The organism is Dactylosporangium sucinum (assembly GCF_014647515.1).
Taxonomy (GTDB): domain Bacteria; phylum Actinomycetota; class Actinomycetes; order Mycobacteriales; family Micromonosporaceae; genus Dactylosporangium; species Dactylosporangium sucinum.
This window is the reverse complement of record NZ_BMPI01000116.1, coordinates 1-21,595: the sequence shown is the minus strand read 5'-3', so window position 1 is coordinate 21,595 and position 21,595 is coordinate 1. Positions and strand designations below refer to the sequence as shown.

At 70.6% G+C, this 21,595-nt stretch carries 17 protein-coding genes and 1 pseudogene; 11 read left to right on the top strand and 7 right to left on the bottom strand.

The features are described 5' to 3' along the window. Positions 1 to 99 carry an RICIN domain-containing protein gene (locus IEZ31_RS58780; protein WP_268241775.1) on the top strand — a complete coding sequence of 33 codons (99 nt, stop codon included), beginning with the start codon at positions 1 to 3 and terminating at the stop codon, positions 97 to 99. Positions 100 to 1,099: 1,000 nt separating this feature from the next. Here IEZ31_RS58780 and IEZ31_RS53580 read toward each other — a convergent pair. Beyond that, entirely contained in the window at positions 1,100 to 1,555 is a 456-nt protein-coding gene (locus IEZ31_RS53580; protein ID WP_190257894.1) for a hypothetical protein, read from the bottom strand. 337 nt (positions 1,556 to 1,892) lie between these two features. Here IEZ31_RS53580 and IEZ31_RS53575 point away from each other — a divergent pair, with 337 nt between their 5' ends. Further along, on the top strand, positions 1,893 to 2,564 hold the full coding sequence (locus IEZ31_RS53575) for a hypothetical protein (RefSeq protein ID WP_190257898.1): 672 nt from the start codon (positions 1,893 to 1,895) through the stop codon (positions 2,562 to 2,564). Here the strand turns inward: IEZ31_RS53575 and IEZ31_RS53570 are convergent. From IEZ31_RS53570 to IEZ31_RS53545, 6 genes are all read right to left on the bottom strand, one after another. Next, a complete protein-coding gene (locus IEZ31_RS53570) occupies positions 2,546 to 5,170 on the bottom strand; it encodes a TniQ family protein (RefSeq protein WP_190257893.1) in 2,625 nt (874 codons plus the stop codon). The genes IEZ31_RS53575 and IEZ31_RS53570 overlap by 19 nt on opposite strands. Further along, a complete protein-coding gene (locus IEZ31_RS53565; RefSeq protein ID WP_190257892.1) occupies positions 5,167 to 6,273 on the bottom strand; it encodes an AAA family ATPase in 1,107 nt (368 codons plus the stop codon). Before IEZ31_RS53565 ends, IEZ31_RS53570 begins: the two co-directional genes overlap by 4 nt. Continuing rightward, positions 6,270 to 8,375 (bottom strand): TnsB C-terminal domain-containing protein, encoded by a 2,106-nt coding sequence (locus tag IEZ31_RS53560; protein ID WP_190257891.1) that lies wholly within the window; start codon positions 8,373 to 8,375, stop codon positions 6,270 to 6,272. The genes IEZ31_RS53565 and IEZ31_RS53560 overlap by 4 nt, the downstream gene beginning before the upstream one ends. Further along, complete coding sequence (locus tag IEZ31_RS53555) at positions 8,372 to 9,058, bottom strand: TnsA-like heteromeric transposase endonuclease subunit (RefSeq protein WP_229837231.1); 687 nt, start codon at positions 9,056 to 9,058, stop codon at positions 8,372 to 8,374. Before IEZ31_RS53555 ends, IEZ31_RS53560 begins: the two co-directional genes overlap by 4 nt. Positions 9,059 to 9,283: 225 nt before the next feature. Further along, positions 9,284 to 9,874, bottom strand: a complete 591-nt coding sequence (locus IEZ31_RS53550; protein ID WP_190257890.1) for a P-loop NTPase family protein — start codon at positions 9,872 to 9,874, stop codon at positions 9,284 to 9,286. Between the two features lie 26 nt (positions 9,875 to 9,900). Continuing rightward, positions 9,901 to 10,998 (bottom strand): peptidoglycan DD-metalloendopeptidase family protein, encoded by a 1,098-nt coding sequence (locus IEZ31_RS53545; RefSeq protein WP_190257889.1) that lies wholly within the window; start codon positions 10,996 to 10,998, stop codon positions 9,901 to 9,903. 131 nt (positions 10,999 to 11,129) lie between these two features. Between IEZ31_RS53545 and IEZ31_RS53540 the strand changes: the two genes are divergently transcribed. The 9 genes and pseudogenes from IEZ31_RS53540 to IEZ31_RS53505 all read left to right on the top strand — a co-directional run. Continuing rightward, positions 11,130 to 11,459 carry a hypothetical protein gene (locus IEZ31_RS53540; protein ID WP_229837229.1) on the top strand — a complete coding sequence of 110 codons (330 nt, stop codon included), beginning with the start codon at positions 11,130 to 11,132 and terminating at the stop codon, positions 11,457 to 11,459. After that, positions 11,456 to 12,154, top strand: coding sequence for a DUF8175 domain-containg protein (locus IEZ31_RS53535; protein WP_190257888.1), 699 nt, complete (start codon positions 11,456 to 11,458; stop codon positions 12,152 to 12,154). The genes IEZ31_RS53540 and IEZ31_RS53535 overlap by 4 nt, the downstream gene beginning before the upstream one ends. Then, a complete protein-coding gene (locus tag IEZ31_RS57955) occupies positions 12,154 to 12,591 on the top strand; it encodes a hypothetical protein (RefSeq protein WP_229837227.1) in 438 nt (145 codons plus the stop codon). Before IEZ31_RS53535 ends, IEZ31_RS57955 begins: the two co-directional genes overlap by 1 nt. A gap of 3 nt (positions 12,592 to 12,594) precedes the next feature. Beyond that, positions 12,595 to 13,386 carry a hypothetical protein gene (locus IEZ31_RS53530; RefSeq protein ID WP_229837225.1) on the top strand — a complete coding sequence of 264 codons (792 nt, stop codon included), beginning with the start codon at positions 12,595 to 12,597 and terminating at the stop codon, positions 13,384 to 13,386. Positions 13,387 to 13,391: 5 nt separating this feature from the next. After that, on the top strand, positions 13,392 to 14,876 hold the full coding sequence (locus tag IEZ31_RS53525) for an SCO6880 family protein (protein WP_190257887.1): 1,485 nt from the start codon (positions 13,392 to 13,394) through the stop codon (positions 14,874 to 14,876). A gap of 28 nt (positions 14,877 to 14,904) precedes the next feature. Further along, entirely contained in the window at positions 14,905 to 16,347 is a 1,443-nt protein-coding gene (locus tag IEZ31_RS53520) for a putative type IV secretion/conjugal transfer ATPase (RefSeq protein WP_190257886.1), read from the top strand. Then, positions 16,344 to 18,182: a type IV secretory system conjugative DNA transfer family protein gene (locus IEZ31_RS53515; protein ID WP_190257885.1), complete on the top strand. Its 1,839-nt coding sequence runs from the start codon at positions 16,344 to 16,346 to the stop codon at positions 18,180 to 18,182. Before IEZ31_RS53520 ends, IEZ31_RS53515 begins: the two co-directional genes overlap by 4 nt. 138 nt (positions 18,183 to 18,320) lie before the next feature. Then, positions 18,321 to 20,300, top strand: a complete 1,980-nt coding sequence (locus IEZ31_RS53510) for a toprim domain-containing protein (RefSeq protein ID WP_190257884.1) — start codon at positions 18,321 to 18,323, stop codon at positions 20,298 to 20,300. Between the two features lie 1,167 nt (positions 20,301 to 21,467). Beyond that, positions 21,468 to 21,595: pseudogene (locus IEZ31_RS53505) on the top strand (ECF subfamily RNA polymerase sigma factor, BldN family); the annotation flags it as partial.

Here is a 21,595-nt window from a genome sequence, read left to right as displayed (position 1 = left end):
ATCGACGTCAACGGCAACTCCACCGCCGACGGCGCCCGCCTGCTGCAGTGGACCTGCCACGGCGGCACCAACCAGCAATGGAGGTTCACCACGGCCTGATCCACGTCCGTACAGGCGGCGCTGGCCCGTGTGGCCGGCGCCGCCCCCGGTCAGGCGGGTCCGCCCGGCGCCGCCGAGGGTGTCGACGAGCGCCGGGGCAGGCCATGGAGAGCCACAGGACGTAGGAAGTGCTCGATGGAGCGTTTCGGGACCATCGGGAGCGACGTGCGATGCGCCGTGCCCCGGCCAGCATGGACGGGTGTCAGAGGATGCCAGCAGTCCCACCAGATCCACCCGGGAGAACCGGCGAGTGGACGCCGTGGTCGTAACGACAAACCGGAGCGGCCGCCGCGTTCGCCCAGGTCCGGGACGACGCACTTCCGCGCACCGGGCCTGTGGCGGGCGGCAGAGATCGACGCCGCCGCGTCCTGCACGAGCTCACCGACCGGCTAGCGGATGCGCTGACCGGGACGGCGGCCCGGCCGGAAGCCCGGCAGTAGCTCGGACGGCAGCTGGTGCACCACGCGATGACCAACCCGCAGATGCTGGCCGCGAGCCTGCGCGTCCTGCGGGGACAGCTGCTGCAGGACCTCCGATCGAGGGAACGGGACCCGGCCTCGCTGCTGCCCACCGCCCGCCCTGAGCCCCCTCACTCCAACACCGGGTTGGGGCTGTGTGGCCTGGCCGCAAACCTATGACGCCCGCCAGCATGGGGGACGAGAGCCAACACCGGTCGTCGCCAGCTGCGGCTGGGCTGCGCTCGATCGGCGACGTCGCCGAATGCGCCAACCGGGCGTGAAGGCGGAAAGCGGTTGGCCGGCCAACGCCCTGTCCGCCGGTTCACCGTGGGATGCAGCGGTGCAACCGCACGACCACCGATGACTCAGAGTTTGCCCGGGTAACATGCATCGCGTCCGCGATAGGTGGAGCACCGACGCTGGTCCGGCCAACGCGGGCAGCCCGAGGTTATGTTGCGTGATCCGACCGGTCCACTCCGCACTGAAGTCGCGGATCAGCGCGGCAAACGTCGAGTTCACCAGACCCTCCAATGTCGTCTCGCCTACCGGGGCGTCCAGCACAGCGCGGTGGACCCAACCCGGCAAGGATGTCCTCGGCCGCGGCGCAACGCGCCATCCGTTCCGCCCTGGCTCGCGGCCTCGCGGTGTACGGCACGCGCCACGGCTTCCGGCGCCGTACGTCCGTCGCGGCGATCCATGACCGCGATCGCCGCGGCCTCCAGCACACGACGTGGCACCGCTGTCGGCGCTTGCTGGCGACGCGCCGGCAGGCCCGCGAGCTCGATCAGTCGCCGCGCTTCGGCATGCTGCAGTTCGGACAGGTCGAACCGCCGACGAAGCGTATCGAAAGCTCCAGCGGCGTGCGAGGCGAGCGAGGCGTAGCCGTACGTGTAGGCCGGAGGGTACGTGGCGTCCCAGGCGAGTCTGGCGGCTGTCACGATGCGGCGGGCACGACCCGGCGTCGACGTCGCGCGTTGCCAGTGCCGGGTCGCTTCCACAATGGCGCGCGCTGAGGCCTCGACGAGCTGGGTCGGGTAGGGCTGCGGTGGAGGTGTAGGTTCCCGTTGATCTTGTCCGGGCTAGCGGCTGTGACCTGGACGGCAGGAAGCCTTCTCATCGGTTTGTCCGCTGGTTCTTCTCATCGACTTGGCCGTTTCCTAGCTCGGGCGCGACGAGCGTTGGATTCCAAGTTGAGGTGCGGGGGTTGACGGTGGCGTTACCGTGCGCCGGAATGGTCCGTCATGTCGCGCATCGAACAGGCGGCCACGTCGCTAACGGCGTCGGTTGCGATCTGCCCCGGGTGGAATGGGGGCAGGGGCCTGCGGCTGGTTGGATGTGCGGGTGACCGTTCATGATGTTGCTCGTGCGTTGCCGGACGGTGGGGTGCTTCGGGATCGGTGTCGGGCGTTGGCGATGCTCGACGCGGTGCTGAGTCCGGCGTGGGAGTCGCGCTACTTCTCGTTCGATTCGGGCTGGGGGCCCGGCGAGGAGATGGCGTCGATGCGTAACGGCTCGGGTGACGAATACTCGATCGTGTTCTGCGAGGCGGGGGTGTTCATCCGGGGGTTCGACCATGAGTCCCGGATGAGTCCGGCCGCGTCCGAGTTTGGTGAGCCGTGGCCGGGTGTGATCGATGCGGTGCCCGAGGTTTTCGCGCATTGTGTGCGGGAGCCGGCGTTCAGCTTCGACGGGGTGCCGGAGTTGACGGTGTGCCTGTGGCGGCAGCGCGGTGACGACCGCTGGCACGCCGGAGAGATCGAGTTCCCGCCCGGCGACGATCCGGACGGTGCGCAGCACCTCTTCGCGCTGCTGGTGGATGGCTCGGCGGAGGCATACCAACGGTTTGCCGAGGACTATTACGAGGTCGCCGTAGATCTTGACGCGATCGGGCAGGTGCTGGCGCTGCGCCCGTTGGGTGAGGCGTTGGTCCAGCAGTTGAATCCGCAGCTGTCAGCAGAGGATCTCGCCGAGGATCTCGCCACGATCGGCTATCCCGCTGTGGCTTGAGGCGGGCGAGTCCTTCGGGGATCGTCGGGTGCCCATCCGCGTATTGGCTGGCCGTGTTCTTCCAGCAGGGCGTGGATCTGGGGCTGGTTGAGCGTGTCGAGGAGCTTGGCTCCGTGTTCGGTGGGGCGCATCGGCTGGTTGCGGGTGCCGCGGTGGAACAGTGGGGTGCCGATGTCGCGTTCGAGGCGTTGGAGTTGGGTGACCAGCGCGGAGATGTGCACGCCGAGGTGCCCGGCGGCGGTGGTGAGGCTGGGGTGGGCCATGGCCTGCTGGAAGCGGCGGAGTCGTAGCCAGCCGTGGAGTTGTCCTTCGGCGGCGGCTCGCACGTCGGGCGGGAAACCGTTGCCGAGGCTGGTGATGATGTGGGGGTGGCTGGTGATGCCGGCCGGCCGGACGGGGATGGCGTGGCGGTGGGCGGCTCGGGTGACGGTCATCTCGGACACGCCGAGTTCTTTGGCGATGTCGGGGAAGGACCGGCGTTGTGTCACGTACTGTTCGTGCAGCCACGCTTGGTCGATCGGGGTCGGTTCGCGTTGGGTGGCGTTCTTCAGCGGGATACCGGCTTGTGTGGCGTAGTCGGCCAGGATCTTGCGGTGCAGGCCGGTCTCGGTTTCCAGTTGTCGTAGCGTCTTGCCGGCGTGCAGGTATTCGCGTTGGAAGAACTCGCGGGTCAGCAGGGCGCGGGCGCGTTGCTGGGTGCGGTGAGTGGCGGGGGCGGCGTTGCGGCCCCATTGCCGTGGTGGTCGGTGGATGCGGTCCAGGGCGAGTCGGATGTGGTCGATGGACGTGCCCAGCGTGCGGGCCACCGCGCCGAGGGTCTGCTCCTGTTCGATGACGAGGCGGGTGATCGTGGTCAGGTCGATGTCGTCGGGATCCCGGCCGGGCAGGACCAACCCGTCGGCGAGGTGGCCGGGTGGCGCCCAGGTGACCGGCTCGTCGATGCCCAGCCCGCGCAAGTGCGCGGCGGCGTACTCGTGCAGTTGGTGGCGCAGCGGGGTGGTCAGGGACGCGACGAACGCCAGGTAGGCGCTGCGGTCGGCCCGCTTGCCCATCGCCAGGTTGCCGCCCACGGTGGTCAGGTCGTTGCCGGTGAGCTGCTGGTAGAGGTAGCGGCGGGCGTCGAGGTGGCGGCGGTCCTCGCCCGGGTGGGCGTCCGCGGCGAAACACACGTCGCGCCATTGGCCGGCGCTGAGCAGGTCGGTGGTGATGACGCTGCGACGGCGTTGGTAGTCGATCGGCGCGCCGCGGGTGTCGAGGAGGTCCGTGATCCGGCAGATGACCTCCAGCACGTCATCGTCGGTGCTGACGTCGTTCAATCGGCCCAGGATCACGGTGGCCGGGGCGGCGCCGAGGTGGTGTGGTCGCAGGTGCGCGGTGATGGTGGCCAGCCGCCGTTGCGGGTTGCCGGGCATCAGCAACGCGGTGGACAGCACCGCGCGGAGTGTGTCGGTGAAGAACCCGTGGGCGGGCAGCAGCCGGATGGTCCAGTCGGGCCACAGGAGTTGGGGTATCCACCGTGCCCGCTGCGCGACCGCCGCAGCCTGGTCGGGCAGTCGCGGGTAGGCGGTGCAGGACCGGTAACGCAGCCGGTCCAGCGGCGACAGGTGCGTGTCGACGGTGTGCAGCAGCCGCTGTTGCAGGCCCGGCGAGAGGGTGCGCCACCGGGAGGTGCTGAGCTTGACGGGCTGCGGCCGGCCCAGGCTGTTGACCGCGACGTGTCCACCACGCCCGAGCAGTGGCGCCAGGTAGGTCATGACCGTGTCCGGGGTGTCGGCCCGCAGCAGGGCGACGGCGTGGCTGGCGACCGCGGCGACCAGCAGCGGGTCGGTGAACGCGAACTGTTCCGGGCGGTGTCCGTCGGTCCGTAGCGTCATGTAGCGGGTGAACGCCCTGACCGCGGGCGGTCCGTGGGCGGCGAACTCGGCCGCCGTGCAACGGCTGCGCAGCCAGGTGATGACCGCCTGGACATCCGTCAGGTCGGTCACCGCGTCGGCCTGGCCGGCCTCGACCCTGTCGAGACCGTGGTTGATCCACCGCTGCGTGGACATGCGCGGGTCATCCTGGGTCAACCGCTGGCAGGGCGCGGCCGTGAGGTCCGTGCCGCAGAGCTGGCCACGGCGGATCAGGTTCGGGCAGGTGCCCGGTGGATGGAGCCCCGCGGGACCGGCGAGATACCGGCGGGGCATCTGCCCGCAGCCGGGGCACCGGTCGGGCATCAGCAGCAGATGCCCGGTGCAGGCGAACACCCATGGCAGCCGCCACCGGATCGCCCATCGTCCACTGTGCTCGCTCAGACATTGTGGGCAGTAGCGACTGCCGCGCAGCGGCTCCCAGCCCAGCCCGGCGTACCGCTCGACGACCGTGGTGTCCAGCCGGCCGAGTTGCAGTCCGGCCTGGCGTTCCATCCGGCGCAGCACGCTGGTCGGGGTGCCCGACACCAGGGCGTGATGGCCACCCAGCTGTCCGGTGGGCAGGCCCAGGACGGGCAGCAGCCGCCGGACCGGCAGGCCGCTGCGCCGGGCGGTGCGTTCCAGCCAACTGTCCAGGCTTTCCCCGGGACTGGGCAGCACCCGCAGCGGCAGGCTCCGCTCCGGACGTGGTGTCACGACACCGCCGCCCGACGCCGCGGGGACCGTGACGCGGTCGACAATCGGCCGGCGGCGAACGCGGCCGCCAACTCGCTGCGGGCTTGTTCGGATGCCTCATCGATGCGCACGGTGTCGAACAGGTCGGCGGTGAGTCGCTCGGCCCCGGTGCGGATGGCTTTGAAACAGCCGCGGGTGATCAGGGTGATGAACGAGCCGATGTGCCCGGTGCTGCGGGTGAACAGGTAGTCGGCGAGGTCGACCAGCATGCCGGGTTGGTGCTGCGCCAGCACGAGTTGCCGTTCGGTGGACTTGACAAGACTCCGCCACTGCCGGCGCCCGTCGTTGCTGGTGATGTGGAACGGAGGCAACTCCAGGCGGGTCCATCGGCGGGCGGTCTGCGCCAGCGCGCTATGCTCGCCGAGCAGCCCTTCGGCGAACAGGCGACGCTCGGCCAGACCGACCCCGGCGTAGATGAACGTCACCGGCAGTTCGTTCGCCAACCACTTCAGGTGGTTGGACACCTCGACCCCGTCCTTGCGATGCGGATCGATGAAGTGCAGGTCGTCGATGATCCCGACGCGCGTCTGACATGACAGCACGCAGTCCACCGCGTGGCTGGCCAGTTGCGCGGCGTTGGCCCGTTCGGTGCCCGGGTGCCCGTAGAAGTCGCAGATCATCCGGTTCAGCGTGCGTAGCGTGGTCCGCGACGTCAGCCCGACCCGGAACACCGGCAGCCGCTCATGGCCCTCATCAGTGAACGCCCCGAACCGGCGGATCTGGGTCCGGTCGAAGTCCCGGGCGAACGTGTTGGCGATCGTGGTCTTGCCCAGGCCGGGCAACGCGTCGATGACCGCGGCGCCCCGGACCCGGTCGGGGTCCTGCCGGTTGGTCGCCACGATCTGGCCCAACTCGTCGTGCAACCCGGCCAACTGCGGGGTCTTGAGGATGCCGAAGTTGGCGTGCCAGCCATGCCGCGCCTCGTCGTATTCCTCCCGCGCGTCGCGGCCCAACCCGGCCAACTGCTTGACCGTCAACACCTCCGGGCGGGTGCGGGCGGGCTGGTCCACGTAGCGGCGCCAACCCTCCTTCCGGGACAGGGTGTAGAGCCCGCCGCCACTCATTCGATGACCTCGAACGCGTCGGCGTAGAAGTCCTCGTCCGGGTCGTCGAAGATCTCCTCGTCCTCGTCGTCATCCCCCGTCAAGGCCAGCGGCTCCGGCTCGGATGCCGGATCGGCGACGAGACGGAGTCCCAGTCCGGCCCGGTGGTTGGTGAGTTGAGCGACGGTGGGCAACGCGACGGCCTGCTCGGCCGGGCTGTCCGGCGTGGCCAGGGCGGCGTTTTCGGCGCCCAGCCGCGCGGCCATCCGCCGCTCGCGCCGGTCGGTAACCATGCCCGTGTCCCAGCGGGCCAGTAGCTCGCCCAACGCGGCGGCGGGCTCGGGCAGCCGATCCGCACGCAGCGGTAGACGGCGCGCGTACTGGGCGGCTTCGAAGCTGAACGGTGCGCCGATGGCGGCGGCGTGTTCCCAATCGAGGCGGTGCCACCGATGGTCGGCCGGGTCCTGGAACCATACGTACCGCACGTCGTCGGGGTTGACCCGGATCGGCCACTTGCCGTTCAGTGCCCCGCCGTAAGGGCTGCGCGTGTTGCGGTAGCCGTCCAGACCGCACCCGTTGTAGCGCAACCCGTTGACCTCGACGCCGTAGCGCTGGATGGTGCGGGCCACGGTGTCCAGGAAGTCGTAGGCCAGATCCGCCGACGCCGGGATGCGCAACAGCCCGGCGCGGGCCAGTCCGACCTCATACATGTCGTTGGGTGACAAGTCCAGGTGCGGCCACTCCGGAACGGCCAGACCGTCATGCTTGCTGCGGTGGTAGACCAGCGCCGTCCACTCGCGGATCGCGTCCTCCAACTCGTGCACGTAGAAGAACGCGGCATCCTCCACGGCCACACCGCGGCTGTAGACGTCCGGTCCCTTGTAGGCTGGCAGGTACTGGATCAGCCCTTCCCGGAGCGTCTTGAAAAAGCGCTCCACGGTCGGCTTGTCCGTAGGTTTCCTGGGCTGCGCTGGTTGTATCGAGATGCCCAGCCGGGTGCACACGCTGATGATGTGCGCGGACAGGAACGCCTTCCCGTGGTCGACCACCAGGGTTTCCGGGGCGTAGACCGGCCCATCCGGCGCCGGCTGGTTCTCGGTGAACACCACCTGCTGCGGCAGCCCGTGATACGGCCACCGCCCCTCAGCCGACACGGTGTCGGGCAGGGCCTGCGGCAGCACGGCCTGGTGCAGAACCCCGGCCACGTCCACCGCCTTCGTGGACACCGGCGTGACCCGCAACCCGATGATGCAACGGGTGAACAAGTCCTGAGCCACCGTGAGCTGGCAAGGCAGCCACCGACAGGTCACCGGCTCCATCGCGAACACGTCCAGGCTCTGCGTGTCCAAAATGACGTACTCACCCGGCCGGGTCGCCCGCAGCCGCCCATACACCCCCTTCGGACGATCCGCGATCGAGCGGCGCCCCTTGGCGCTGCCCCGCACCGCATTGGTGCCCTTGGCCAGCCGGGCCAGCTGCCGATACGCAGTCGCCGGTGACGGCCGGGGCACCACCCCGGCGCCGTACTGCTCGTCCAGCCGGGCGTCGACCAGCCGCAGCACCGCGCTCGTGGTCGGGGTCGACGCCGGCACCAGCTCCGCCATCACCATCCGGCACGCCTGCTCCCACCGAGGATCCACGGTGGACCCCCGCCCGGTCACCTGACGCTCGTCCAGCAGCCCGGCCTCACCGTCGCGGACGTATGCCTGCACCCAGCGGCGCACCGTGCGCTCCGACACCCCCAGTTCCGTCGCCTTGGCCGTCTGCCGGGCACGCATCGGCCGGTCCGAGGCGTACTCCGGGCGAGGCTCACCTGCCCGCGCCTGCTCCGCCGTGCCGGAGCGGTAGCCGGTCAGCACCTCCCGCACATGCTGCGCTCGCTGCGTCAACGCGTCACGCTGCCCCGCGCTCAGCGCGGCCAGCCGAGTACCCAACGCCGGCATCGGCACCTGCTCACCGGCAGCGGTCGCCGTCGCCAGAAACCCGGACAGGCCCAGCGTGCGCCACCGGTCCCGGGCATCCCGCACGCTGACCCGGGCGCCTTCCAACTGCATGACCTCGACGACCTCACCGTCGAACGCGAACCGGGCGCCAACCTGCAACAACACCGACTGGCCAGTCATCCGGCCACATCCGGTGATCGGCTCGGCCGGACCACGCTCAGCCCACCCAACGGGACCGTCAGATCGGTGACCAACACACCGCCCCACACCAGATGCAGCACCACCGGCCGCACCATCGCCGCATCCCGGCCAGCCAGGGACCGTTCGACGTCCACGATCGTCGAGCCAGCACCGACCGCGGCACACACTTGCGGGACCAGACGCTGATCCACCACCGTGTCCCGGCGATAGCCCGCAAGGAAGCCGACATTGGCCAGCACCTGCCGCGGCGCCCCGTACCACTCCTCGAAGCCCCAACCCCGCAGGCTCACCACGTCCCGAGTCCACGCCATCAACGCCTGCACCTGCGGATCGTCCCGCTTGTGCGGGGCCTTGACGTCAACCACGGTGACCCCGCCGATCCGGTCAACCAGCAGCAGATCCGGCACATGCCGGCGGGTACGTGCGCCATCGAAACCATTCAGCTGCAACGGTTGCGCGGCGATCGCGACCACCATCGGATCGAAGTCCGCGAGCATGATCCGCGCCAGTTCGAGACGACTCTCGTAGACCACCATGCGCCGCATCTTCGAGGACCAATACCAGCCCGAATAGTGCCGACGACCTTTGTACCAACGGAACTCACGCACCGGAACGCCGCCGGCCACCTCGTCCACGACCACCCGATCGAGCGTGGACTCCACCTCCGCGCCGGTACACGACCGGTACCTCACCGCGATATGCTCAGCGTCAAGCAAACGGGTCGCAGCCATACCGCGATCCTGACAGCCAAGCCATCGACAGGTATCACGACACGCCGGAGTAGCTTCTCATCGATATGTCCCATGGGACAGAACGTGGACATCTCTTTTGAGAATGGGCCATGTTATTTGAGAACCTACAGGAGGCACGGCCGTGGGTCCCGACCGCTACCGCGTATGGGGATGAACGATGGCCGGGCCTGCCGGAACCGCGGCTGGTTGTGGTGCAGCGGTCGGCGAGGCGCCGGCAGGCTCGGCGAAGCTCAGCCCCGCGACGTCGCCCGGCGATGCTTGCGCGACATCGGGACTTCCTGCCGCCCTGACGGCCATCGCGACGGTCTCCCCTCGCTGCAGGCGGACCGTCACGTCGCCGACGAAGGCGAGGGCTCGGTCTCGGTGCAGTGAACGGTTGGATGCCTCGACGAAGAGCACGGTGCTGGTTGGCGTCGTACGCACCACTGCCAGGGGGTCGTCAGCTCGGCCGATTTGGTCGGCCAGCCCACGGGCCACCGTTGCCCACTCCGCATCCGTCAGCCGGCGCTCGGTAGGCAGTGTCCGGACGGCGAAGGCGTTGACCGCGTTGCGCGCGGTCAGCTGCCGCAGTTCCTCGCGCCAGTTGCCCAGCTCCCAGCCGCCGCCGGTACCGATGAGCAGCGCGTCGTCTGGCTTGACACCTGCCTGGTGTGGAACGCGGGCTGCGGCGACGACCGAGGCGGCAAGGTTGCGGGAAGCGTTCTGGCTGTAGAGGTGCACGAGCATGTCATCCTCCGAGGGGAGCGACGAACTCAATGGGGGTCGCGCGGGATGTGCACGCCGACGGAGTCCATGAAGGCCAGTGGGTCGATGGCGTTCGCCGACCGCAGCGGTGGCGCGCCGCGATGCACCTCGAAGTGCAGGTGCGGGCCGGATGAGTGCCCGGTCGAGCCGACCCAGGCGATGACCTGTCCGGCCTGGACGTGCGCGCCGGCCGTGACGTTGAGCCTGACCGCGTGGCAGTACCGGGTCGCGATGCCGTTGCCGTGGTCGATGTTGACGCGCAGGCCGCAGCCGGGCAGGTCTTCGTTGCCCGGCCGGTCGCAGTACGGGCTGGTGCATCCGGCGTCGAGCACCACGCCCGCCGCGGCGGCGTAGATCGGGGTACCGCTTGGTGCGGCCAGGTCGACGCCGTCGTGGTTCGGCCGGTTCGGGGACCGGAATCGGCTGACCAGCTCGTAGCTGCCCTCTCGCAGTGGAAGGCGCCACGCGTCGGCCGTCGCCAGGGTGTACTTGCCGATCCGGGCTCGAACCTGCCGCGGGTAGTCGGACACCGTGCCGGGCGTGCTGAGGACGCAGCCGCGGCCGCAGAAGTACGCCGCCCAGGCCAGGTCGAGCACATCTCCGCGGAGGCGGCCGGCGTCGACGTTCTCACCGGCCCAGCTGACGAGATCGCACATCAGCCGGCCCATCGCGGAGATGGCGTCCTCGGGGTCCTCCGGAACGCCGCGCCCATCCCGGTCGTAGTCGTCGCCCCACGTGGCCCAGGTGCCGAGCTGGAACTGCGCGATGCCGATCGCGTCGCCACCGCTGGCCGGGCGATTGTGCGCCACCGCCTCGGCGTTCCAGCTGCTCTCGAGGTCAATCTGTGCGGCGATCATCGGCGGGGTCAGCTGCGCACAGCTTGTCCCGGCCCGGACGACCCACGGCACGAGATGGCGGGCATGCGGCGGAATCGCCTCGACGTTGAGCTGTGTGCTCGGGGTTGCTTCAGCCAGTGCGGGGCTCATGGCGAGCGCGACGGCGCCCGAAGCGATGAAGCCGACCAGGCCTACGAGGACCGCGAGCACGGCGGTGAGTGCTGTGCCGGCCGCCAGTGCCGTGGTCGAGTGTGTGGACGCGTCGCTCATGTCGGCCACGCTGGCCGTGGCCGATAGACGACGGCGCTACGAGTAGCGCACGTAACGCTGTCGGCAACCGCGGCGGTACCACCAGACCAGCAACGTCTCCGACAGCGGCCCCGCAGTGGGGCCGCGTTGTCGTGTCGGAGGAGATCGAAATGGTCCTCAAACTCATCGTCGCCACGCAGTTGGCGCTCGAGCCGACGCTAGGCCCGGTGCTGGCACCGAACCCGGCGCCGGTGGCGCCGCCCGGGATGGACGCGATGGCCAACACCTTCCTCGGCTGGGGGAAGTGGCTGCTGCTCGTCGCCGGTGTCGTCGGCTTCTTCATCTGCGCGGGCATGATGATCGTCGGTCGGCGGAACCGTTCGCAGACCGCGGTCGACGGTGCGGCCGGTGTGCCGTGGGTGCTCGCCGGGCTGGCGCTGGCCAGCCTCGCGGCCGGCCTTGCCGGGGTGGCGCTGTCATGAGCCGCCGTCGATTCCGTCACGCGGCGCCGCGCCGCCACATCGGCCCTCTCGCCGTCGCCGCCATCGGCGTCCTGCTCCTCGTCCTCGGCGGCGTGGTGGTCGTGGGCAAGGAACGCACATCACCGGTGAGCGGACAGTTCACGTGGCCGACCCATCTCACCCGGGTCAGCGTCGCTGGTCTTGACCTGCCGGTGTCATCGGTCGCGGGGCCACACGACCTGGCCAACGGCCGGGCGCGTGGGTTCAGGCAGACACCTCCGGGCGCGGTACTGGCGGCGCTGCACCTCCTGGTGCGCACGAGTCCTCACGTCGGACCGAGTGTCTGGGAGCCAACGATTGAGGAGCAGGTGGTCGGGCCGGACGCCGCCGAGTTCCGCGAAGTGGTCAGACTCGGCTACGAGATCGCTCGCGAGGAGCAGCAGCTCCCCAGCGGCGCAGCGTTGGGACCCATCCCGGCGACGATCCGGGGCGTTCGGATCGACGCGTACAGCACGCGAGCGGTCAGCCTCCGGGTTTTGGTCGAGACGGACCGGGCCGACGGCACACCCGCGTGGGCCGCGGCCGTGGTCCAGTTGGTGTGGTCCGACGGCGACTGGCGGCTGATCGCGCCACCCAAAGGCGACTGGGCCGCCGTCCGTGTTCCGGTGCCCGCCTTCGTCCTGGGCGACTACGTGCCTCTGCCTCGGCGGTCGTGATGTGCGATGGGTGGGACGTCGAGTGCCGGACGAAGCAGGCGGTCGTCGACGCCAGCACGATGCTGGCGGACAGCATGCTCGGTCACCTGGCCAACATGGTCGGCGACGCGCACACGGCCGTGATCATGTCGACGATCACGTGGTGGCTGGCGCTGCCGCCGGTCGACGTGGAGGCGGCGCCGGCGGCGCGGACGCTGCAGCAGTGGATGCTGCCGTTCACGCTGTTCGTGGCGACCGGCGGGATCCTGTGGCAGTCGCTGCTGCTGATCATCAACCGGAAGGGCGAGCCGCTCATCGCGGTTGTGAAGGGCCTGTTCGCCACCGCGTTGTGGGGTGCGGTCAGCCTCACCGGCACCCAGCTGCTGCTGAACGCGTGCGAGTCCTACAGCGAGTGGGTGCTCACCCGCGGCATGAACTGCAAGCCCGGCATCGGCTAGGACGTGACCTGCAAGACCGACGCGCTCGCGGAGCGGATGCAGCTGCTGCTCGCACCGATGCCGCCGGGCATGTCCGCTGTCCTGGTCATCACGGTCGGGTTCCTCGCGTTGCTGGCGAGCCTCACTCAGGCCATGCTGCTGCTGTTCCGCAACGGCGCGATCATCATCCTGGCCGGGATGCTGCAGCTGGCAGCGTCGGGAACCTTCACCGCCGGCACCTCGAACTGGCTACGGCGGGTGCTCGGCTGGCTGCTCGCGCTGGTGTTCTACGAACCGTTCGCGGCCACCTCGTACGGGGTTGCGTTCATGCTCGTCGGCGACCGGGCGAACAAGGACATCGCCACCTGGCTCACCGGCATCGGCATGCTGGTGCTGAGTCTGGTCGCGCTGCCGGCGATGATGCGGTTCTTCAACTGGACCGTCGGCGCCGTCCAGCAGGCCGGCAACTCGGGCGGGATGCTTGCCGCGGCTGGAGCGGCTGGTCTGCACGCCGTGGCCGCGCACCGTGGAGCTTCCGGGTACGGCGCCACGGAGTACGCGCGGGACATGACTCGCCGGAATCCGCCGTCTCCCAGCGGCGGTACCGGCTCGGGCGCCCCGAAGCCGACACCGCCGACGTTCACCGGCCCGGCACCGGCGGCCGGTGCCGCAGCCGGGTCCGCCACGACGGCTGCCGCCGCGGCGACGTCGGCCGCCGCCGGTCCGGCCGCACCGGTCGTTGCCGGCGTCGTGCTGGGCGCCAAGGTCGTCGGGTCGGCGGCCCGTGCGGCGGCGCGCGCGGCGCAGCAGGAGTGACCGGCATGGCCAGGGACGAGCCACCTATGTACGGCGGCTGGCGGCGGGCGCGCGCCGTGGGCCTGTTCGGTCTCGGCCTCGGCCAGACGATGACGGTGCTCGCGGCCACCACGATCGCGCTCATCACCGCGTCGGTGAGCGTCGCCCGGCTCCTCACCGTCGGCCCGATCTGCCTGGTCATCATCATTGGCAACCTCGCCCAGTGGGACGGCGTCACGGTCGTGCAGGCGCTCGTGCGGCGTCTGCGCTGGACCGTCGGCAACGCCACGGGCCGGACGACCTACCGGGGCGCGGTCCTGTCCGCGGAGCGGCACGCCTGGCAACTGCCGGGCGTGCTCGCCCCGACCGTGTTGCTGTCCGTCGACGACGGCCAGGACGGCGGCTACGCCGTGGTCTGGCACCGCCGGATGCGCACCATGACGGTCACGCTGCGCTGCGCCGCCCAGTCGACATGGCTCGCCGACCCCGACGCAGCCACCGCCTGGGTGTCCACCTGGGGCGGATGGCTCGCCGGACTCGGCCGAATCCCGATGGTTCGCTGGGTCACCGTCACCGTGGACACGGCGCCGGACTCGGGGACGCGGCTCGCCGACTACATCGCCGCGCGCATCGCGCCGGACGGCCCGCCCGCGGCCGTGCAGATCCTGCGACAGCTCGTGGCCACGGCGCCGCAGGCCACCGCCGACGTGCACACCGACGTGTCGATCACGTTCGAGCCGGCCCTGTCCGCGGCACGACCGAGGACGGTGCACGACTACTTGGCCGAGGTCGGACGAGCCCTGCCGGGCCTGCAGGACGGCCTCGTCGGGTGCGGACTGACGGTACTCGGCCGCGCCAGCGCTACCGAGCTCGCCGGCATCGTGCGCGGCTGCTTCGATCCCGCCGCCCGCGGGGACGTCACCCGGCTCCTGGCCGCGGATCCCGAGGCGGCCGCCGAGCTACTCGACTGGGGCAGCGCCGGCCCGGTCGCGGCGCAGGAGCACCCGGACCGGTACGAACACGACGGCGCCACGAGCGTCAGCTGGGCCTGGCAGGAGGCGCCCCGGCAGCCGGTCACGCACCACGTGCTCGCCCGGCTGCTCGCGCCCGGCGACCACGCCAAGCGGGTGACGCTGCTGTACCAGCCGCTGAGCACGGCGCGGGCGGCGGCCGAGGTGGAGCAGCAGGTCAACGCCGCGCAGTTCCGTGCCGCGTACCGGCGCGCCCGCAAACTCGACCCCACCGCGCGGGACGTCGCCGACCACGAGCAGGCCGTCCAGGCGGCCCGCGAGGAAGCGCTCGGCGCCGGGGTCGGCCGCATCAGTCTCTGGGTCACCACCACCGTCCTCGACGGCGACGAGCTCGGCCGGGCGGTCGCCGACATCGAGAGCCGGGCGGAGACGAGCAAGGTGCGGCTTCGCCGGCTGTGGCGCTCGCAGGCCGCCGGGTTCGCCGCGACCCTGCCGGTCGGCATCTGCCTTCCGGCGCTGGCCCGGCACTGGAAGTACTGACGAATCCCATGCTTGAGGAGCACACCCAATGATCGATGCAGACACGCTCGGGCCATTGCCGCCGGCGTGGGGGTGGCGACGGCCAGGCGCCGGCCGCGCCGTTCACGTGGCCGGCGGCACCGAATATCAGGCCACCACCGTTCAGGCCGCCGGCCTGTACCCGTTCACGGCCGGCAGCGGCGCTCCCCTGCTCGGCGTCCCGATCGGCCGGCACCAGCTGTGGGGCGAGACGGTACTGCTGGATCCGTTCGAATGGTTGTCCGCCGGGCTGATCACGAACACCGGCATGTTCGTGCTCGGCCAGCCCGGCGCCGGGAAGTCGGCGCTCGCGAAGCGGCTCGTCATCGGCATGGCCGCCACCGGTTCCCAGGTGCTGGTCCTCGGCGACACGAAACCGGACTACACCCGCGTCGTCGAGCACCTCGGCGGCCAGGTGATCCGCGTCGGCCGTGGGCTCGACCGCATCAACCCGCTCGACGCCGGGCCGCTCGGCGCCGCGCTGGCCAGGATGAGCGGGCCCGACGCCGAGCAGCTCCGGCTGGAGGTCCGCGGCCGCCGGCTGACGCTGCTGATCGCGCTGTGCACGCTCGTCCGCGACGGCGGGCGGATCAGCAACGCCGAGGAGGTCATGCTCGGCCGGGCGGTCGACCTCCTCGCCGCCCGCAGCACCGGCGACCCGGTAATTCCCGACGTGCTCGCGGTGCTCGACCAGGGCCCCGACACCGTCCGCGCCGCCGCCCGGGCCGCCGGGGCCGCGGACTACCGCCGCCGCGTCGACGACCTGGTCGCCACGCTGCGGCTGCTGTGCGAGGGCACCCTCGCCGGCGTCTTCGACGCCGCGACCTCAACCCCGATCGACCTGTCGGCGAAGGCGGTCAGCGTCGACATCTCCCGGGTGGCCACCGCGGGCGACAAGCTGGTGGCCGCGGCGATGCTGTCCACCTGGAGCTACGGGTACGCGGTCATCGACGCCGCGGCCGCGCTCGCCGAGCAGGGGCTCGCGCCGCGCCGGCGGCACCTGGCGGTGATGGACGAGCTGTGGCGGGCCCTGCGCGGAGCCCCCGGCCTGGTCGAGCCGGCCGACGCGCTCACCCGCTTGTCGCGCAACCTCGGCGTCGCCCAGATCATGCTCACCCACTCACTCGACGACCTCGAGGCGCTCGGCAGCGACGAAGACCGGGCGAAGGGCCGCGGCATGGCCGAACGCTGCGCCGTCAAGGTCCTCGCCGCGCTCCCCGGCCGCGAGCTCGACCGGGTCGGCCGCATCGTCCGGCTGTCCGGACCGGAACGGGACATGGTCGCCTCCTGGGCCGCCCCGGACACGCTCCTGCCCGGCGCGGCGCATCCCGGACGCGGCAAGTACCTCCTCAAGACCGGCGAACGCGCCGGCATGCCGGTCGCGCTGTACCTCGTCGGGGACGAGTTCGCGCTCTACGACACGGACACGGCCGTCAGGGCAGGCGCGCGATGATCGGCAGCCAGCGGCCGATCCGCCCTCGGGGCAGCGTCGGCGGATACCCCGTAGCGCCCTGGCTGATCCTCGGCGCCTGCGCCTCGGCAGTCGCACTGACCTGGCTCGGCTGGCTCGCCGGCCGCCTCGCCTCGGTGCTGTCGGGCCGGCCATGGCACACCGGCCTGCCTTACGGCTGGGACTTCGCCGCCCGGCTCCTCGACGGCGACTGGCAACGGCTCTGGCCGGGCGTCCCTCCATGGCTGGTCCTGCTCGTCTACGCCGTCCTGCTCGCGGCCGCGACCGCCCCCGGATGCTGGGCCTGGGCGTGGTGGCAGGCGCACCGTCCCCTGGCGGGCGATCCACTGCCCTCCCTCGCCCGGCCGCGCGACCTGGCGGACCTCATCGGTGACACGGCGGTCCGGCGAGCGCGGCGGCTGCGGCCCAGCCTCACCGCTCACGTGGTCGCGCCGGAAGACGTCGGCATCGCCCTCGGACGGCTCGTCACCACTCGTCGCCGCCCCGGCCCAGTGCTGCGGTCCAGCTGGGAAGACGTGCTCCTGGCGGTCATGGCACCGCGCGCCGGCAAGACGACCGCGCTGGCCGTCCCGCCGATCCTCGACGCGCCAGGCCCCGTGCTGGCCACCTCCAACCGATCTGACGTTTGGGCGGCGACGGTACGGGCACGGGCGCGCGTCGGCCGGGTCTGGCTCTTCGACCCGCAGCGGGTGACACGCCAGCCGCAGACGTTCTGGTGGGACCCGCTGTCCACGGCGACCACCGTCGAAACGGCCAGCCGGCTCGCCGACCACTTCATCCAGGAGATCCGCGGCACCAACACGTCCGACCCGTTCTGGCCACTCGCCGCGGGAGACCTGCTCACCTGCCTCTTCCTGGCCGCCGCCAACTGCGGCGGCACCCTCGCCGACGTGCAGGCCTGGCTGTCGGACGTCACCAGCCGCGAACCGGCCACGCTGCTCCGCGCTGCCGGATTCCCGCAGGCAGCGAGATCCCTGGCCGGCCGGCAGGGCGGCGCCCCCGAAACCCGCGACGGTGTGTACGAGACCGCGCGCACCGCGGCGCGCTGCCTATCCGACCCGGACATCATGGACTGGGTCACGCCACCACGCGCCGGCCTCGACCAGCTCGACGTGACCACCCTCCCCGCGTCCCGCGACACGCTGTACCTCCTCAGCAAGGAAGGCGCCGGAGCGGCCGCACCGCTGGTTGCCGCGCTCACCGACGCGGTGTTTCGCGCAGCGGTCGACCGCGCCGAGGCGGCCGGCGGGCGCATCGACCCGCCCGTGCTCGCCGTCCTCGACGAAGCGGCGAACATCTGCAAGATCGCCGACCTGCCCCAGCTGTACAGCCACCTCGGCGGCCGGGCGATCATCCCGATCACCATCATCCAGAACCTCGCCCAGGGCCAAGGCGTCTGGGGAACCCGCGGCATGGCCGCGTTGTGGTCCGCCGCCACCATCAAGCTCATCGGCGCCGGCCTCGACGATGCCCGCCACGCCGAGGACGTCTCCCGGCTCATCGGCGACCACGACGTCGCCGTGACATCCATCAACCGGGACGGCAACGGCTACGCCAGCTACTCCACCAGTGTGCAACGCCGCCGCATCCTCGAACCCGGCGACCTGCGCGCACTGCCTCGCGGCCGGGCCATCCTCCTCGCGACGGGAGCGCGTGCGGCGATGATCGAGCTGCAGCCGTGGTACCTCGGGGAGCGCGCTGACGCGATCGGCGCCGACACTGCAGCCAACGTCGAGGCGATCACCGCCCGGGCGCGTGATGACCTGGCGGGCCCGGCCGGCTTCGGCGATCCTGATCTGGACCGCGGTGCGTCGTGAGCGGTCAGCAGCATCACTCCGGCGCCGACCACCAGCAGTTCGAGGCGACGTTCGTGGCGCTGACCGACCTTCTGCACAGTCGCGCTGTCGCGGCACTCCCCAGTCACGGTCCGACTCCGAAGCCGACCGGGAGCAACGATGACTGACCTTGAGCGGCTGTACGCCGCCAACGCCGCTGCCGCCCGGTTCTACGCCGGGCGGCTGGCCTCCTCCCCCAAGGCCGCCGCCTACCTCGAAAGCCACGGCATCACCGAGGTAGCCGGCGCGGACGAGCTATGGCAGCTCGGGTACGCACCGAGCCGGTGGACGGAGCTCGCAACGCACCTGCTGGGCAGCGGGTTCACGGCTGCGGAGGTGACGGCGGCCGGCCTCGGCTTCGTCCACGGCAAGAGCGGGCACCTGCTCGACCGGTTCCGAGACCGGATCATGTTCCCCATCACCGATCAGGCGAACCGGGTCATCGCCTTCACCGCCCGCGACCTTTCCGGCCGGGCTGATGCTCGCTGGCTCAACAGCCCGGAGACCGCGATCTACCACAAGCGACTGGTGCTGTACGGGCTCGGGCAGCAGCTCGCGCACCCACCAGGCGCGAACCTGGAGCCCGTGGTGTTCGTGGTCGAGGGGGCAGCCGATGTCGTGGCGATGCACCGCATGGCCGCGGCCCACGCGACAATCCTGGAGACGCAGCGGGTGTACGTCGTAGCGCCGTGCGGTACGAGACTGACCGGCGAGCAGCTCGACCTGCTCCGCGAGGCGCTGCCCGGCGCGCACCTGATCCTTGCCTTCGACGGCGACGAGGCCGGCCAACGGGCGGTCGACCGTGCCTATCCGATCGCGGCCAAGTGGCCGGGAAAGGTGTCCGGAGCCCGTTTACCCAGCGGCAAGGACCCAGCGGCCATGCTGGCCGACATGGATCCGCGCTGGGCGATGAGCGAGATCGTTGGGAGGGTGCGGCCGCTCGCCCAGGTCCAGATGACGAACACCATCAAGCGCCTGTTCGCAGCCGGGCACATCACCAACCCGGCTGAGTACGCCGGCGACCGGATCACGGTGTACCAGGCGATCGCCGAGCTGTTCATCGACGCCCCGTACGCCAGCCGGGAGATGGCCGAGGTCGCCGCCGAACTGCTCGGCGTCACGGCCACCGACGTCACCCGGGGCGTCGTCGAAGCGTGGGACGTGCGCAACGCAACCTCCAGCGGCACCGACCCGCCGCCGTTCCCGCCCCAGCCGCAGGTTGCGCGCTCGCGGGACGACGAAGGGCGCCTTACCGTCTCCGCTTCGGCGCGTAGCAGCACCCACACGACCGCCATCACGACCAGGCACAACGATGCCATCGGCGTCACCGTGTGGGCCCTGGCGGACGGCATCGGGCAGCACGCGGAGTCGGGCATTGCGGCGTCGATGGCGGCCGACATCGCAGCCGCCGTCGCTCTCCACTCGGCACCCGCTGCGGGGCTGCACGCCGCTCGCGCCGCTATCAACGCCCACTACGGAGGCGTGCACGAGAGCCAAACCGGCGACGCCTCCCTCATCGTGGTTGCTGCCTACCTGGCCCCAGAGCACCGGCATGGCGTCCGGTTCGAGCTCGCCTGGGCAGGCGATTGCCGCGCATACACGATCAACGGCGGTCGGCTCGCCCAGGTCACGGTCGACCACACCATCGCACGCCAACGCCGTGACTCCGGCGAGGCCGCCAAACCAGGCGGTATCGCAGGCGTGCTGCTGGCTTCCAGCGTGCGCGCCGGCGACGTCAGCGTCTGCCCGCTCGAACAGGGACCGCTCCTGGTGTGTAACAGAGCCGTCTATCGCGCAGTTCCGGAGACCACACTTGCGCTGGAACTCTCGGGCGCGACCGACGTGACCATGACTGTCGACCGGCTTCTGAACATCGCTGGCCGCCGCAACGCGGCGGTGCTCCTCATCCATGCCAGCGCCGCGCCGCCGGCGTTAGCAACGGCAACAGGACCGGGCCGCTCGGCGGGGCCTGTGGCGACCGGTCCATCTGCCGCGCTCGCAAAGTCATCGTTCGCGAACGCGGCCGCTCCCAAGGTCAGCCGCTGGTCGAACGTCCCCGGTCTATCGGAAACGCGCTCGCGACCACCTCGCCGTCCGTGAGCGCGTCGACGGCGCGACGCGCCCCCGACCGATCGGCGGCATCGATCAAGACAGCAGCGAGTGCTCCTCGACAGCCACGATCGTGTAGATCTTGATTGCCAGCCGTCCGCCGAACACGCCGACATCGAGCGTACTCAACGACGAAGGCGGCTCAACGACCACGGTTGCGTGGCCGCGACCGACAGAGCCGACCCGAACGGGTAGAGCCTCGCCCTGTCGTCGACCTCGCCTCCCACAATCCATAGTGAACCTGTAGAGCATCGGGCACCCGTTGTCTGCGGCGGTTGCACGCAGCCGACGCTGTGGGCATCGTCGACTTGACAGTTCGGAGTTCGAAGCCGCCCATCGCCGACTGTTGATCATGAGTGTCAGTCATTACGACACTGGCGGAATCCAACCCGATGCGCCCGGCCGAGCGGCCGGCGCAACCGGCCGGCCCACCGATCGTTTGCGTCATCGGGGAGGAAGGTCATGACGACTTTGTCAGGTCGGCGGGTCCGGTGAAGGTCTGGGAAGCGGCCATGTGGGGGATCGCAGGTGGCTTCGTCGTGGACGCCCTGCAGTTCGCGGCCAGTCTGGTGCGGACCGGCCGCTTTCCGTGGCAACCTACGCCGACCGACCGAGAGCGAAATGTCCCTGGAACGGAGGGCCACGCAGCAGACTCGCGGAAGGTCCACCTCGTTGCGGTAATCATCCGAATGACGGTGAGTGGCATCGTCACTGCTGCTCTCGCCCATCGTCTGCCGGATTCGTCTCTCGCGTTGGCCGTCGGAATCACAGCCCCGATCCTTGTCGGCAGAATTGTTCGTATGGCGCGCGTTGTCGATCGCCCGCCTGCCAACGGAGTTCCTGGCTCGATGGCCGCGACGGCGGCAGACGGCGGCATCCCCATCGCCCGCGTGCCGGACGTACTCACGCTACCGGCACCCGGCCCGGAAGCCGTTGCTGGGACCGGCGATGGACTATAGAACGTTCGCGCGGCAGGTGATCGCGGTTGCACTCCGCGAGTCTCCGTGGTTCCTGGAAGCGCGTCGCCCACGTCGATCCAGAATATTGATGGATCCCTCCCGACTACAGGCGCTGCGTCATGTCGACTCGACGACGTGGCAGCTGGATACAGCCGGCCGCGCTGCGGCGACTGCCGGCGACATGCGGTCTTCTCGGCTGGGCCGCGGCGACCCGGCCTCCGAGGTCTGGGCGCTCATCGAGCGGGCCCAAGCCGGCGACGGTGCGGCATTCGGACTCCTCTACGACCGGTACTTCGACACGGTCTTCCGGTTCGTGTACTTCCGGGT

What these genes read in the sequence shown, in the direction of transcription:
- IEZ31_RS53565 (WP_190257892.1), bottom strand. Translation starts at nt 6,273, where the DNA reads ATGAGTGGCGGCGGGCTCTACACCCTGTCCCGGAAGGAGGGTTGGCGC.
- IEZ31_RS53560 (WP_190257891.1), bottom strand. Translation starts at nt 8,375, where the DNA reads ATGACTGGCCAGTCGGTGTTGTTGCAGGTTGGCGCCCGGTTCGCGTTC.
- IEZ31_RS53550 (WP_190257890.1), bottom strand. Translation starts at nt 9,874, where the DNA reads ATGCTCGTGCACCTCTACAGCCAGAACGCTTCCCGCAACCTTGCCGCC.
- IEZ31_RS53545 (WP_190257889.1), bottom strand. Translation starts at nt 10,998, where the DNA reads ATGAGCGACGCGTCCACACACTCGACCACGGCACTGGCGGCCGGCACA.
- IEZ31_RS53535 (WP_190257888.1), top strand. Translation starts at nt 11,456, where the DNA reads ATGAGCCGCCGTCGATTCCGTCACGCGGCGCCGCGCCGCCACATCGGC.
- IEZ31_RS57955 (WP_229837227.1), top strand. Translation starts at nt 12,154, where the DNA reads ATGTGCGATGGGTGGGACGTCGAGTGCCGGACGAAGCAGGCGGTCGTC.
- IEZ31_RS53525 (WP_190257887.1), top strand. Translation starts at nt 13,392, where the DNA reads ATGGCCAGGGACGAGCCACCTATGTACGGCGGCTGGCGGCGGGCGCGC.
- IEZ31_RS53520 (WP_190257886.1), top strand. Translation starts at nt 14,905, where the DNA reads ATGATCGATGCAGACACGCTCGGGCCATTGCCGCCGGCGTGGGGGTGG.
- IEZ31_RS53515 (WP_190257885.1), top strand. Translation starts at nt 16,344, where the DNA reads ATGATCGGCAGCCAGCGGCCGATCCGCCCTCGGGGCAGCGTCGGCGGA.
- IEZ31_RS53510 (WP_190257884.1), top strand. Translation starts at nt 18,321, where the DNA reads ATGACTGACCTTGAGCGGCTGTACGCCGCCAACGCCGCTGCCGCCCGG.